Origin of the sequence: Burkholderia sp. BCC1996 (assembly GCF_905339955.1) — a bacterium.
Lineage (GTDB): Bacteria > Pseudomonadota > Gammaproteobacteria > Burkholderiales > Burkholderiaceae > Burkholderia.
Genome location: NZ_CAJPHM010000043.1, coordinates 1 through 13,874 on the forward strand (window position 1 = coordinate 1; position 13,874 = coordinate 13,874).

Annotated in this window: 13 protein-coding genes and 2 pseudogenes; 6 read left to right on the forward strand and 9 right to left on the reverse strand. The window is 66.5% G+C overall.

The features are described from left to right. Positions 1-372: pseudogene (locus U4Z64_RS35255) on the reverse strand (DUF4263 domain-containing protein); the annotation flags it as partial. 464 nt (positions 373-836) lie between these two features. Beyond that, positions 837-2,666: a glutamine--fructose-6-phosphate transaminase (isomerizing) gene (gene glmS / locus U4Z64_RS35260; RefSeq protein WP_321822429.1), complete on the reverse strand. Its 1,830-nt coding sequence runs from the start codon at positions 2,664-2,666 to the stop codon at positions 837-839. A 156-nt stretch (positions 2,667-2,822) separates the two neighbouring features. Here glmS and U4Z64_RS35265 point away from each other — a divergent pair, with 156 nt between their 5' ends. Continuing rightward, positions 2,823-3,314 carry an Lrp/AsnC family transcriptional regulator gene (locus U4Z64_RS35265; protein ID WP_006761025.1) on the forward strand — a complete coding sequence of 164 codons (492 nt, stop codon included), beginning with the start codon at positions 2,823-2,825 and terminating at the stop codon, positions 3,312-3,314. Positions 3,315-3,343: 29 nt separating this feature from the next. On the opposite strand, the gene panB is transcribed toward U4Z64_RS35265, so the two are convergent. After that, entirely contained in the window at positions 3,344-4,195 is an 852-nt protein-coding gene (gene panB, locus U4Z64_RS35270) for a 3-methyl-2-oxobutanoate hydroxymethyltransferase (protein WP_321822430.1), read from the reverse strand. 77 nt (positions 4,196-4,272) lie between these two features. Between panB and U4Z64_RS35275 the strand changes: the two genes are divergently transcribed. Then, a complete protein-coding gene (locus tag U4Z64_RS35275; RefSeq protein WP_321822431.1) occupies positions 4,273-5,091 on the forward strand; it encodes a helix-turn-helix transcriptional regulator in 819 nt (272 codons plus the stop codon). Between the two features lie 28 nt (positions 5,092-5,119). On the opposite strand, the gene U4Z64_RS35280 is transcribed toward U4Z64_RS35275, so the two are convergent. Both U4Z64_RS35280 and U4Z64_RS35285 read right to left on the reverse strand, forming a co-directional pair. Next, positions 5,120-5,653, reverse strand: coding sequence for a methylated-DNA--[protein]-cysteine S-methyltransferase (locus U4Z64_RS35280; RefSeq protein ID WP_321822432.1), 534 nt, complete (start codon positions 5,651-5,653; stop codon positions 5,120-5,122). A gap of 8 nt (positions 5,654-5,661) precedes the next feature. Beyond that, positions 5,662-5,931 (reverse strand): annotated as a pseudogene (locus U4Z64_RS35285) (Ada metal-binding domain-containing protein); the annotation flags it as partial. 342 nt (positions 5,932-6,273) lie between these two features. On the opposite strand from U4Z64_RS35285, the gene U4Z64_RS35290 reads away from it, so the two are divergent. After that, entirely contained in the window at positions 6,274-7,566 is a 1,293-nt protein-coding gene (locus U4Z64_RS35290; RefSeq protein ID WP_321796364.1) for an MFS transporter, read from the forward strand. 259 nt (positions 7,567-7,825) lie between these two features. Here the strand turns inward: U4Z64_RS35290 and U4Z64_RS35295 are convergent, their stop codons facing one another. Next, a complete protein-coding gene (locus U4Z64_RS35295) occupies positions 7,826-8,929 on the reverse strand; it encodes a LacI family DNA-binding transcriptional regulator (protein ID WP_124489267.1) in 1,104 nt (367 codons plus the stop codon). Between the two features lie 113 nt (positions 8,930-9,042). On the opposite strand from U4Z64_RS35295, the gene U4Z64_RS35300 reads away from it, so the two are divergent. After that, positions 9,043-9,879, forward strand: coding sequence for an NAD(P)-dependent oxidoreductase (locus U4Z64_RS35300; RefSeq protein WP_321822433.1), 837 nt, complete (start codon positions 9,043-9,045; stop codon positions 9,877-9,879). A gap of 24 nt (positions 9,880-9,903) precedes the next feature. Here the strand turns inward: U4Z64_RS35300 and U4Z64_RS35305 are convergent, their stop codons facing one another. Then, a complete protein-coding gene (locus U4Z64_RS35305; RefSeq protein ID WP_321796369.1) occupies positions 9,904-10,224 on the reverse strand; it encodes a DUF1330 domain-containing protein in 321 nt (106 codons plus the stop codon). Between the two features lie 183 nt (positions 10,225-10,407). Further along, positions 10,408-10,875, reverse strand: a complete 468-nt coding sequence (locus U4Z64_RS35310) for a MerR family transcriptional regulator (protein WP_321822434.1) — start codon at positions 10,873-10,875, stop codon at positions 10,408-10,410. A gap of 78 nt (positions 10,876-10,953) precedes the next feature. On the opposite strand from U4Z64_RS35310, the gene U4Z64_RS35315 reads away from it, so the two are divergent. Then, complete coding sequence (locus tag U4Z64_RS35315; RefSeq protein WP_321822435.1) at positions 10,954-12,189, forward strand: NADH:flavin oxidoreductase/NADH oxidase family protein; 1,236 nt, start codon at positions 10,954-10,956, stop codon at positions 12,187-12,189. Between the two features lie 36 nt (positions 12,190-12,225). On the opposite strand, the gene U4Z64_RS35320 is transcribed toward U4Z64_RS35315, so the two are convergent. Beyond that, on the reverse strand, positions 12,226-12,549 hold the full coding sequence (locus tag U4Z64_RS35320) for a DNA-binding protein (RefSeq protein WP_124489271.1): 324 nt from the start codon (positions 12,547-12,549) through the stop codon (positions 12,226-12,228). A gap of 612 nt (positions 12,550-13,161) precedes the next feature. On the opposite strand from U4Z64_RS35320, the gene U4Z64_RS35325 reads away from it, so the two are divergent. Then, positions 13,162-13,794 (forward strand): LysE family translocator, encoded by a 633-nt coding sequence (locus tag U4Z64_RS35325; RefSeq protein ID WP_321822436.1) that lies wholly within the window; start codon positions 13,162-13,164, stop codon positions 13,792-13,794. The last annotated feature ends 80 nt before the right edge of the window (positions 13,795-13,874 follow it).

The window sequence follows — 13,874 nt, forward strand, 5'->3', positions numbered from 1 at the left end:
CACATAAGAGGGCTCATCGAGAAGCCTCCAATACGAACTCATTTCGCGCAGCGCTTCGTCTTCGTTTTCCGGCAACGGCATGTCCGAATCACGCTCCAGTACGAGCTTATCGAATGGCCCGTGTTTCGGTTGCAGATAACGCTGTGCGTACGGGTTAGTAAAGACGGGGTACGATGTAATCTGGTGCGCTTCGATGACCGCGAGCAAGTGCCAGTCAGTAGGGTGGCGGGAAATCCAGGCATCGGGGTTCGTTGAGGACCGGACAAATGTCTGTAAGTACAACCGCATTGCAGGGGGCATTTCTCCCACCAGCTGTTCTAGTCGAAAGTCGGGTGACGGCAAACCCTCTATCTCCTCCGATGTGTCCAACATGCCCAACCCTCCGGTAGGTTTCGATTCACAAATGATATCGCGGACCCCGGCTCAACTTGAATTCTTCGGTCGAGCGCGACGTGCCAGAACGGCGTTGACCGGTTGCGCTGCCTGCGGTCGAAGGCGCATGAGGGCATGCCAGAAGTCGGGGGAACGATTTTCGTGTCGAGCTTGGTATTGCTGCCCGGCAAGTACACCTGACCCTCGTCGCGGAAAAAACGTGCGCTTACTAATTGCTCGCAATGGAGGTACTGCGGAACGCGTTCATTTTCAAGGAACAGGTGGCCAGTCGCAAAAAAAGGCGCACTGAAAAAAGCTCCAGTGCCCCTTTGACATTAATTCCGGTTACGCGCTGTTGGATAAGGCACAGCGGCAGCTGAGAACCGCCGTAACCAAAACCAAAATGAGTCCGGTAACCGAAAATGATGCAACTCAGCACAGCCCGGCGCCTCCGCGATATGCCCTCACTCCACCGTCACCGACTTGGCCAGATTCCTCGGCTTATCGATATCCGTCCCCCTTGCCAACGCCGCATGATAAGCCAGCAACTGCATCGGCACCGTATGCAGGATCGGCGACAACGGCCCGTAGTACTCATTGAGCCGAATCACCTCGATCCCCTCACTCGGCACCAACCCGCAGTCCACATCCGCGAACACGAAAAGCCTGCCGTTCCGCGCGCTGACTTCATGCATGTTCGACCTGAGCTTTTCGAGCAGCACGTCATTCGGCGCCACCGCAATCACGGGCATTTCGTTACTGACCAACGCCAGCGGCCCATGCTTCAACTCCCCGGCGGGATAAGCCTCCGCGTGGATATACGAAATCTCCTTCATCTTCAGCGCGCCTTCGAGCGCAATTGGATAATGCATTCCGCGTCCGAGAAACAGCATGTTGTCGCGTCGCGCGAGCAGTTCCGACCAACCCATGATCTGCGGCTCCAGCGCGAGCACCTTCGACATCGCATCGGGCAGATGCCGCAGCGCGCGCAGATGCGCCTTCTCCTCGTCGTCGCTCAACCGCCCGCGCACCTGCGCCAGTGACAACGTCAGCAAGAACAACGCCACGAGCTGCGTCGTAAAAGCCTTCGTCGACGCCACCCCGATCTCGATCCCCGCACGCGTGACGAACTGCAGCGCGCATTCGCGCATCAGCGCGCTCGTCGCGACGTTGCAGATCGCGAGCGTGTGCAGCATCCCGCGCTGCTTCGCGACATGCACGGCCCCGAGCACGTCAGCCGTCTCGCCGCTCTGCGACACCGCGACGACCAGCGTGCGCGGATTCGGCACGCTGTCGCGATACCGGAACTCGCTCGCGATCTCGACACTCGCCTGCAGCTTCGCGATGCTCTCGATCCAGTACTTCGCGGTCAGCGCGGCGTGATAACTGCCGCCGCACGCGAGCAGCAACACCGAATCGACGTCGTTGAACACGCGCCACGCGCCGTCGCCGAACAGCTCCGGCATGATCGACCCGACATCGAGCAGCGTATCGGCCACCGCCTGCGGCTGCTCGAAGATCTCCTTCTGCATGTAATAGCGATACGACCCGAGGTCGGCCGCGCCGCTGTGCGCGGCCACCCGCTGCACCGCACGCTCGACGCGCTGGCCGGCCGCATCGACGATCCAGTAGCGATGCAGCTGGATATCGGCAACGTCACCGTTCTCGAGGTAAGCGATCCGATCGGTGATGCCCGACAACGCGATCGCATCCGACGCCAGGAAATTCTCGCCATCCCCGACACCGACGACGAGCGGCATCCCGTCGCGCGCGCCGACGATCCGGTGCGGCTCGTCGCGGCACATCACCGCGATCGCGTAGCTGCCGCGCAGTCGCGCGACCGCGCGGCGCACCGCGTCGAACAGGTCGCCGTCGTACAGGTGATCGATCAGGTGCGCGATTGCCTCGCTGTCGGTCTGGCTCGCGAACACATAACCATGCGCCTGCAGTTCCGCGCGCAGCTGATCGCAGTTCTCGATGATCCCGTTGTGCGACAGCGCGATGCGCGCGTTGTCGTCGCTCGGCGAGAAGTGCGGATGCGCGTTGAGCGTGACGGGCGCGCCGTGCGTCGCCCAGCGCGTATGCGCGATGCCGGTGTAGCCCGACAGCGCATGCCCGGCGATCTCGCGCTGCAGGTTGGCGACGCGGTCGACGCTGCGCGCGCGTGCCAGCGCACGATCGCGATAGACCACGACGCCGCACGAGTCGTAGCCGCGGTATTCGAGCCGCTTCAGCCCGTCGACGAGGTTCGGCAGGATGTCCCGCTGGGCAACCGCCCCGACAATTCCACACATAGCGCGCTCCGTAAATGTCCTGTCTGGACCCGTGACAGCGATGGTAGAGGCGCACGAATGGAATTAAATTTCAAAATATATAAGAAGATGAAACAGACAGGCGATCGTCTATCATGCTGAAATTAAATTTCACACCCTGACCGGAAGGAGCCGCCCATGGCCGGCATCACGCTCGACGATCTCGACCTGCGCATTCTCGCGATCCTGCAGGACGACGCATCGGTGTCGAACCTGCAACTCGCCGAGCGCGCGCTGTCGTCGCCGCCGACCTGCATGCGTCGCGTGCGGCGGCTGACGGAAGCGGGCGTGATCCGCCGCCAGGTCGCGGTGCTCGATCCGGTCGCGATCGGCACGGCGGTCACGGCGCTGATCGAGATCAGCCTCGACCGGCAGACGGCCGAAGACTATGACGCGTTCGAAGCCTACGTGTGCGCGGAGCCGGCGGTCACGCAGTGCTACCGCGTGTCGCCGGGGCCGGATTTCGTGGTGGTGGCCGACCTGGCCGACGTCGCCGAATACGACGCGTTCGCGCGGCGGCTGTTCACCGGCGCATCGAACGTGCGCAACGTGCGGACGTTCTTCTCGACGCATCGTGCGAAGTTCGAGGCGAACGCGCGGGTCGCGCATGCGATGCGCAAGCGTGCGTAATCGTGCGTAATCGTGCGTAAGCGCAGCCGTCACGCCGCGGCGGCTGCCGCGAGTTGCAGCGGCTTGCCGTACCCGAAGCAGTGCGCCGGCTCGGGAAACACGCGCTGCCGCACGTCGTGCGCGTACTGGCGGATCGCGTCGCGCATCACCGCGTTCGCATCGGCGTAGCGCTTCACGAAGCGCGGCGTGTACGCGTCGAATGCGCCGATCATGTCCTCGGTCACGAGCACCTGCCCGTCGCACGCGGGCGATGCGCCGATGCCGATGGTCGGGATCGACAGTGTTTCGGTCAGATGGCGCGCGAGCGCTTCCGCGGTGCCCTCGACGACGACGCTGAACGCGCCGGCCCGCTCGGCCGCGCACGCGGCGTCGAACACCTGCGCGGCCGAGCGCGAGTCCATCCCCTGCGCGCGGAAGCCGCCGGTCGCATTGGCCTGCTGCGGCATGAGGCCGACGTGCGCCATCACCGGAATGCCGCGCTCCGTCAGGAAGCGGATCGTGTCGGCCATCTCGCTGCCGCCTTCGAGCTTGACGCCTTGCGCGCCGGTTTCGGCGAGCAGCCGCGCGGCGGAGCGATACGCTTGCGCGGGCGATTCCTGATACGTCGAAAACGGCAGATCGACGACGACGCACGCCTGCGCGGTGCCACGCACGACTGCCGCACCGTGCGCGCTCATCATGTCGAGCGTGACGCGCAGCGTATCGGGCATGCCGTACAGCACCATGCCGACGGAGTCGCCGACGATGATCACGTCGGCCACTTCGTCGACGAGCTTCGCCATCGGTGCGGAATAGGCGGTGAGCGAGACGAGGCTGCCGATGCCTTTCGTCGCGCGGATCGCGGTGACGGTCTTGCGGGTGGTGCGGGTATGCGCGCTCATGAACGGAAGCCGTGAGAAAGAAGAGTCGTTACGGTAGCATCGCGATCGTGCATGCAATGACCTTCGGAGGACGTCTTATGTCGCTGGCGGGACAATCGGGTGATCCGTACGCGGTGCCGCCGATGGCGCGCCTGCCGAGGCCGCTGTTCGTGCGCGCGTTCGGGATTCCCGGCAACGCGAGCGTCGACGCGCATAGTCACCCGTGGGCCCAGCTGATGTATGCGACGAGCGGCGTGCTGGAGGTATCGACACCGTCGGGCCGGCATCTGCTGCCGCCGCACTATGCGATGTGGATTCCGCCGCACGTGCCGCACGCGGTGTCGACGCGCGATTGCGTCGCGTTCCACAGCCTGTATCTCGACGATGCGATCGCGCGCGACGATGCCGCCGACGATTGCATGATCCTCTGCATGACGCCGCTGTTGCGCGAGCTGGTGATCGCGACCGGCGAGTTGCCGGTGAACTACGACGAGTCGGGGCCGGACGGTGCGCTCGTGTGCCTGATCGCCGACCGGATCGCGCGGATGCGGCCCGCGCCGCTGACGGTGCCGCTGCCGCACGATTCGCGTCTGCTGAAAATCGCGCGTGCGTTGCATGCGCATCCGGGCGACACGCGCAGCCTGGACGAATGGGGGCGTCAGGTCGGTGCGACACGGCGCACGCTGTCGCGTCTGTTCCGGCAGGACACGGGGCTATCGTTCACCGAGTGGCGGCAGGCCGTGCGGCTGCTTGCGGCGCTGCCGCTGCTCGATGCGGGCGAGCCGATCGGCGCGGTGGCCGCGCAACTGGGCTACGACTCGACGTCGTCGTTCATCGCGCTGTTTCAGGCGAAGTTCAACGTGACGCCCGGCGTGTACGCGAAGCGTGAAGCGCGCCGGCCGGCGCTGAGCGCATGACGCGGCAACGCGCGCCGCGGATCTTCGTTCAGAACGCCAGCGACTGCTGCATCGGATGACGTTCCCCGCGCACGAACCCGGCGCCTTCGAGCGACAACAACGCGCGTTTGCGTTCGATGCCGCCTGCATAACCGGTCAGGCTGCCCGACGCGCCGATCACGCGATGGCACGGCACCATGATCGACACAGGATTGCGGCCAACCGCGCCGCCGACGGCACGCGCCGCGCTCGTCGGCAGCCCGACGCGTTCGGTGATGTCGCCGTACGACACGAGTTCGCCGAACGGAATCGCGAGCAGTTCCTTCCACACGCTGCGCTGAAACGCGGTGCCGCGCAGATTAATCGGCACCGAGAAGGTTTCGCGCGTGCCGGTGAAATATTCGGCGACTTCTTCGGCGACCTTGCGCGCGAGCGGCGACGCGCCGCGTACGTCCGCGTCCGGCGCGATCGCCAGCGACGGATAGTATTTCTGGCCGACGAAAAAAAGGCCTGTGAGCGCATCGTCCTCGATACGGATGGCGATGTCGCCCAGCGGGCTCGGAATCAGATGGGCGGGAGTCATCGCGAAGCGTCTCCATGAAGGTCGAGCAGCCCGTGGCCGGGCGCGAGCTCGGGCCGGCAGCGCATGCACGGGCGAAAGCCGGCCTTCTCGGCGGCCGCGGCGGTCGGGTAATAACTGCAGTTCCGCGCCTTCGGCGGTTTCACCGGGCAAACGGGGCGGCAATACACGCCGGTCGTCGACACGCCGACGAAGAACCAGCCGTCGAAGCGGCGGTTCCGCGCAAGCAGGGCGTCGTAGCAGGTGTCGGGGTCGAGGCGCATGCGACGACTGTAAACCATCCGCGCCGCCGATTCTGGCTGGAATCGGACATGTGTATCGACGCGCCATCCCGCGTCGTGGCCCCGTTTCGCACGCGGGAGAATCCCGGAAAAACGGTTAATGCCACTCTGCGAAACAGTCATCTCTTTTTGCGCGGCCCATTTTGAGATGACTCATCGAAATCCCCGACTGACACGGCACCGGCCCACGCCCTATCCTTTGAAAAACGTTTTCCAGAACTCGACGGACGAGCGGCCGCGCCACGCAAGGGGCGTGGCCGCCGCCCGCCCCGGCGCCCGTCGTCGGTCACGGACAGCACAATCCAGCGGCGCGACGGGCGCGACCGCGTATCGGAGACATTCATGCAATCCGCCGTCGTCGGTGCCGTGCGCACCGCGGCCAGCCGCTACCGCTGGACCGTTTGCGCGCTGCTGTTCTTCGCGACCGTCATCAACTACATGGATCGGCAGATCCTCGGCCTGCTCGCGCCGATGCTGCAGCACGACATCGGCTGGAGCCAGGTGCAGTACGGTCGCATCGTGATGGCGTTTTCCGCGTTCTATGCGATCGGCCTGCTCGGCTTCGGGCGCATCGTCGACTGGCTCGGCACGCGCATCTCGTATGCGGTCGCGATGCTGGTGTGGAGCATCGCGGCGATGCTGCACGCGGCGGTCGGCTCCGTGACGGGCTTCGCGGCGGTGCGCGCGCTGCTCGGGATCGGCGAGGGCGGCAACTTCCCGGCCGCGATCAAGACGACGGCCGAATGGTTTCCGCGCCGCGAACGCGCGCTCGCCACCGGCATCTTCAACTCGGGCGCGAACATCGGCGCGGTGTTCGCGCCGGCGATCATCCCGGCGATCGCGGTGGCCTACGGGTGGCGCGCGGCGTTCGTGATCATCGGCGCGATCGGCATCGTGTGGCTCGCGGTGTGGCTGCTGATGTATCGCACGGCCGACACGCGCGCACTCGCCGCGGAATACGACGAGCCGCGCGACGAAGCCGAAGCGCTCGACGCGGCGAACGCGGATGCCGGCGCGCCGCGCTGGGGCGAACTGATCCGCAAGCGCGAGACGTGGGCGTTCCTGATCGGCAAGTTCCTGACCGACCCGGTGTGGTGGTTCTATCTGTTCTGGCTGCCGAAGTGGCTCAACGAGTCGCGCGGGATGGACATGCAGCATATCGGCCTGCCGCTCGTGTGCATCTATGCGCTGACGACGGTCGGCAGCATCGGCGGCGGCTGGCTGTCGTCGGCGCTGCTGCGCGCGGGCTGGAGCGTGAATGGCGCGCGCAAGACGGCGATGCTGTTCTGCGCGTGCTGCGTGCTGCCGATCGCGTTCGTGTCGCAGGTGCATAGCCTGTGGATCGCGGTGCTGATCGTCGGTCTCGCGGCCGCCGCGCACCAGGGCTGGTCGGCGAACCTGTTCACGACGGCGTCCGACCTGTTCCCGCGCCGCGCGGTCGCGTCGGTGGTCGGCATCGGCGGGATGGCCGGCTCGATCGGCGGCGTGCTGTTCTCGGAAGTGATCGGCCAGGTGCTGCAACGCACGGGCCACTACTGGGTGCTGTTCGCGATCGGCGCGCTGGCCTACCTGCTCGCGCTGGCGATCATGCACATGCTCACGCCGAAGATGAAGCCCGCGAAGCTCGACGCGTGATCGCGTGCCGGCAAACGAACGCGCCGCCCGGAGGCGGCGCGTTTTTGTTTGCGAAGCGACGAAGCGACGAAGCGACGAAGCGACGAAGCGACGAAGCGACGAAGCGACGAAGCGACGAAGCGACGAAGCGACGAAGCGACGAATCAACGAATCAACGAATCAACGAATCAACGAATCAACGAATCAACGAATCAACGAATCAACGAATCAACGATACGCCGAAGCAGCGATACAGCGGATATCGAACGCGATGCGCGCTTCAACCCACCGCGGCCGTCGACGCGCGCATGATCAGTCGCGGCTCGAACGTCGAATAGCTCGCCTCGGTACGCCCGGCGAGCGCGTCGATCAGCTTCTGCATCGCGAGCTCGCCCATGTTTTCGCTCTGGATGTCGATGGTGGTCAGCGCGGGCGCCGCGTATGCGCCGTACGGCACGTTGTCGACGCCGGCAACCGACACGTCCTGCGGCAGCCGGAACCCGAGCGACGCCGCTTCCTTCATGAAGCCGAGCGCGATCAGGTCGTTGTAGCAGATCACGGCCTGCGGACGCTGCGGCCCGAGCATCACGCGCGAGCATGCGCGCTCGCCGGCTTCGGCGGTCGGCGCGTGCGCGTCGTGCACGTCGAGCGTGAGCCCCGCTTCCGCGAGACAGTCGCGCGCGCCCTGGATCCGTTCGTCGTTCACGCGCGCGGGCCCGAAGCCGAGGTACGCGATGCGCGTATGGCCGAGATTGAGCAGGTGACGCGCAAGCATGTAGGTGGCGAGCCGGTTGTCGATGCCGACGCTCGGAATCGGCAGGCCGGGGCTGCGCCGCAGCAGCACGAGCGGCTTGTGCAGGTCGAGCATCCAGCCGGCCTGGTCGTCGGGCATCCGCGTGCTGACGATCAGCCCGTCGACGCGCTGCGCGAGCGCCTCGATCAGCGAGCGTTCGCGCGCCTGGTTCTCCTCGGTATCGACGAGCAGCAGCGTGTAGTCGTGCTGGAGCGCGACGCGGTTCGCGCCCTTCACGACGTTCGTGAAGTGCGGGTTGCTGATGTCGAGGATCACGAGGCCGATGGTGCGCGTGCGCCCGGTGATCATCGAGCGCGCGAGCGGGTTCGAACGGTAGCCGAGCCGCTCGATCGCTTCCTTGAGCCGCGCTTCGACGGTCGGCGAAAAGCGCTGCGTGCCGTTCACGTACTTGGAGACCGTCGCGACCGACACGCCGGCTTCCGCGGCCACGTCGCGGATCGTCGGGGAAACTTTTTTCATCGGAAGGGTAACGTTTTCGTTCGATTGCACCGGATTGTGGCAGAAAAAGCCGGCGTCCGGCCGCCGGACGATATCGGGAAAGTGCGGATGGGTGCGAACAGGTTCAACCATTGACGTTCGGCTTTTGCCCCGCGTATAGTTGGAAAACGTTTTCCGATCGTTTGCCGGCTCCGTCGGTTTCGGGCAACGTCCAGGACACCTCAGAACAGATTCAAGGAGATTCGATGAACGCCACATCCACCGGCGCACGCAAGCCGTTCGGGCGCCTGCTGCTGACCGGCGCGGCCGGCAATCTCGGCCGTCAGGTGCGCGGCGCGCTGGCGAACTGGGCCGACGTCGTGCGCGTGAGCGACATCGCCGCGCTGGGCGACGCCGCCCCGCACGAAGAAACCCGGGTCGTCGACCTGGCCGACCGGCCGGCGGTGATGGCACTCGTCGACGGTGTCGACGCGATCGTCCACCTCGGCGGCATTTCGGTCGACGCGCCGTTCGACGATCTCGTCGATGCGAACATCACCGGCACGTACAACCTGTACGAAGCCGCGCGCAAGCACGGCGTGAAGCGCGTCGTGTTCGCGAGCTCGAACCATGCGATCGGGTTCCATCCGGTCACGGAAGTGCTCGATGCCGATTCGCCGCAGCGTCCGGACAGCCTGTATGGCGTGACGAAGTGCTTCGGCGAGTCGCTGTCGCGCTACTACTTCGACCGCTTCGGGATCGAGACGGTGTGCCTGCGGATCGGCTCGTCGTTCGAAGTGCCGAAGAACCCGCGCATGCTCGTGACGTTCCTCAGCTATCGCGACTTCATCGAGCTCGTGCGCTGCTCGCTGCTGACGAACCGCGTCGGCCACGCGATCGTCTACGGCGTGTCGGACAACCCGGTGAAGTGGTGGGACAACACGAAGGCCGGCTTCCTCGGCTTCCGGCCGCAGGACAGTTCCGAGCAGTTCGCCGGGCTGTTCCCGGTGACGGCGCCGAGCGCCGAGTACGACGATCCCGCGCAGCGCTTCCAGGGCGGCGGGTTCGTCGTCGGCGAGCCGCTGGAGCGCAACGCGAAGTAAGCGAGGCCGGCTCGCGCACGTCGATCAGCGCAGGATGTCGGTCGCCTTGTGCCGCTCGTCCACGCCGTCGATCAGGATCAACGGGCCGCTCGCGTGCCGCGCGCGCAGCGGCTGGATCTGCCGGTACGCGTCCGATTCGTACCACGCGCTCGCCGTATCGAGATCGGGAAACGCGATCGCGATCAGGTCGCCGCGCCACTCGCCTTCGCGCACGTCGGGCCGCGCGCCGTGAATGACGAAACGGCCGTCGAACGGCGCGAGCGTGCCGTCGATGCGTTCGAGGTATTCGACGATGTCGTCGCACATGTGAACGTCGTGCAGGTGGGCGATGGCGTAGGCGGTCATGGCGGGCTCCGGGGTGTCGATGCGATGCGTCGATCGTTCGTCGTTGATCGGTGAAGCCATGATCGATGCGCACGCGGCGCGCGTCGATTACCTCCGACGTAAGCAAATCCGCGCAGCCGTGCGCGCGGGCCGCCTCGCGTGAACCACACCGCAAGACCCGGCGCACGCGTGCGCTCGCCGCGCCTACGCGCGCTTGCGCATCGGCCGAGCGTGCGCCATCGGCGCAGGCGCCGGCACCGACTCGGCTTCCTCCTTGCACAGCTTGTCGAGCATGCGTTGCGCGGCGCCCGCGCAATCCTCGCCGGCCGGCTTGTTCGCGATCTCGTCGACCAGCGTCTGCAGGTTGCGCCGGTTCTGCGCGAGCCGCTGCTCGAGCAACGCGATTTCGTCGACCTTGTGCCGCAACGCCTCCAGCAGTTCGTCGCGCGGCCACGCGCCGAGATCGGGCGGCAGCACCGCGCGAATCTCGTCGAGCGCAAAGCCCGCGCGCTGCGCGCGGTCGATGATCGCGAGCCGCGTCAGCGCTTCCGGCCCGTATTCGCGATAGCCGTTCGCCTGCCGGCGCGCCGGTTCGAGCAGGCCGCTCGCTTCGTAGAACCGGATGCGCGACGCCGCGATGCCGCTGGTGCGCGCCAGTTCGCCGATTTTCATGCTTGTGCTCCAGAGGGGCTTGACCTTGAAGTTGACTTTAAAGTTATGGTTGGGCATCGTCAATCGAGGAAGTCCACCATGAACCTGTTTGCGCCCCTCACGCTGCCCAATGGCGCGGTGATCCCGAACCGGCTCGCCAAGGCCGCGATGGAAGAGAACATGGCCGATGCGGATCACGCGCCGTCCGACGCGTTGCTGCGCCTGTACCAGGCGTGGGCCGACGGCCGGGCGGGCCTGATCCTGACCGGCAACGTGATGGTGGACGGCCGCGCGATGACGGGGCCGAACGGCGTCGTGCTCGACGGCGACGCACATCTCGACCGCTTCCGGCGATGGGCGCAGGTCGCGCGCTCCGGCGGCGCGCACGTGTGGATGCAGATCAACCATCCGGGGCGCCAGATGCAGGCGGCGCTCGGCCAGACGACGCTCGCGCCGTCGGCCGTGCCGCTCGCGCTCGGCGCGCTGTCGAAGCAGTTTCCGGTGCCGAAGGAGATGACGGAAGCCGACATCGCCGACGTGCAGCAGCGCTTCGTGCGCGCCGCGCAGCTTGCCGAGCAAAGCGGCTTCACCGGCGTGCAGATCCACGCGGCGCACGGTTACCTGCTGAGCCAGTTCCTGTCGCCGCTGACGAACCGCCGGCAGGATGCGTGGGGCGGCAGCATCGAGCACCGCGCGCGGCTACTGCTCGACATCGTGCGCGCGGTGCGTGCGACGGTATCGCCGGCGTTCGTCGTGTCGGTCAAGCTGAATTCGGCCGATTTCCAGCGCGGCGGCTTCAGCGCGGACGATGCGAAGCGCGTCGTCGAACTGCTGAATCCGCTGGGCGTCGATCTCGTCGAACTGTCAGGCGGCAGCTACGAAGTGCCGGCGATGCAGGGCGAGGCGCGCGACGGACGCACGCTGGCACGCGAAGCGTATTTCCTCGAATTCGCACGGGACATCACGGCGGTCGCGGCGATGCCGCTGATGGTCACGGGCGGGATCCGGCGTCGCGCGGTGGCCGAGCAGGTGGTCGCGAGCGGCGTGGCGATGGTCGGCATCGCGACCGCGCTGTCGATCGAGCCGAACCTGCCGCGCGACTGGCAGGCCGGCAAGGACAGCGCGCCGGCGCTGCAGCCGATCCGGTGGAAGAACAAGGCGCTGGGCGCGCTGGCGAACATGGCCGTCGTGAAGTTCCAGCTCGCACGGTTGAGCGTCGGGCGGCGTACGCATCCGGGCGTGTCGCCGCTGCGCGCGCTGGTGTCGCAGCAACTCGCCGCGCAGTGCCAGACGCGGCGGTACCGCAAGTGGATGGCGGGGCGGGCGGCGCGCTAGCCGCGCACGCGGCGCGTCGGGCTGCCCGAGGCCCGCTCACACCGGATACGCGTCGTCGACCTTCAGGTTCGCGAGCCGGAACAGCGTGCGCAGCGTCTGCGGATGAATGTCGCGGTGCGCGGCGAGCGACGTCAGCATGAAGTCGAGGACCTTCGCGTAGCGCAGCAGTACGAGGCAGTGCGCGAGATCCGCGCTGCCGCCGCGCATGGCTTCCGCGTAGCTGACCATCCGGGTCGACAGCGTGCGCGCCATCTCGAGTTCCATCTGCTGCTTTTCAGTCCATTCGGGCTGCGGCTGTTCGAGCAGTTTCGCGAGGAAGATCTGGAACGACGTATCGGACGAATTGGGCAGCGCATCCATGATGTGCCTCGCAGCTTGCGTGGATCGTTCGGGCGTATCCGGGGACGGTCCCGATCCGGGTTCGTGTTCGCGCCGATCGTCGGCGCGGCTGTCACTGCAATGCGAATGCAGGTTCCGTACCAGCCCTCGATCCGATTGTTGAGCACTGTTGACGCGGGGCGCGGCAGCGGTCATCGCGTCCCGCCGGGACTGGCTTGCACGGAAAATCGGGCAGGGCGCCCGTCCGCCGCGCGCGATCGCGGTCGGCCGCGCGACAGGGGCAGGACGGACGAAATGCTTCAGCGATGTAACGTAACGCCGGGTTGAAAACGGTCGAGTGTGTCGATCGACGCAGCGCTGCAAGGTCGCGGAGCATGGGCGTCGGCGGCGTCCCCGCGGCCTCGGGACGGTCTCGTGCGGCGAGCCGCGACGCCACCCGCCGCGCGTTGAAGGCGCGCGTCGCATGCGCCGGATGTTTCATATCCGAGACGTTTTTTTCGCGGCCCGCCGGACGCACGTGCAACCGGCGTCACGCGCGCCCTCCAACTGGCCCAGCGAATAACCGGACAACTGTTCATGGGCAGCGGCGCCGGGTTCGCGAACAATCACCGCATCATCCCCGCGAGGTTCGACATGAGCGTCCACGCCTTCTTCTCGGCCAACCTGCTGCTGGCCTACACGGCTTACTTCGTCGGCACGGCCAGCCCCGGCCCGAGCAATCTCGCGATCATGTCGGTCGCCGCGAACCACGGCCGCAAGGCGGCGCTCGCGTTCGCGCTCGGCGTGATCTCCGGCTCGATGTGCTGGGCGACGGTGGCCGCGCTGGGTGTTTCGGCCGCGCTGCTCGCATGGTCGAAGCTGCTGGTCGCGATCAAGCTGTTCGGCGGCGTGTATCTGCTGTGGCTCGCGTTCAAGTCCGGCCGCACCGCGTGGTCGGCGAAGGCGGGCGCCGCGCTGAAAGCTGCGCCCGAGCAGACGCTGTCGCGCTTCTTTGCGCGCGGCGCGATGCTGCACCTGACGAATCCAAAAGCGATCCTGGTGTGGGTGTCGATCGTCGCGCTGTCGTCGAATGGCGCGGGCGCGTCGCACGGCGCCGTCGTGCCGGGCTGCCTCGCGATCGGCTGCGCGGTGTTCGGCGGCTATGCGCTGGTATTCTCGACGGACGGCGCGCGCCGGCTGTACGTGCGCGGCCGCCGTATGATGGACGCGTGTCTTGCGGTGGTGTTCGGGCTCGCCGGGATCCGGCTGCTCGCGTCCAACGTGTGAGCGAACCTGCCGCGGTCACCAGAACCCAAATCCCGAATCCCCGAATCCCCGAATCCCCGAATCCCCGAATCCCCGAATCC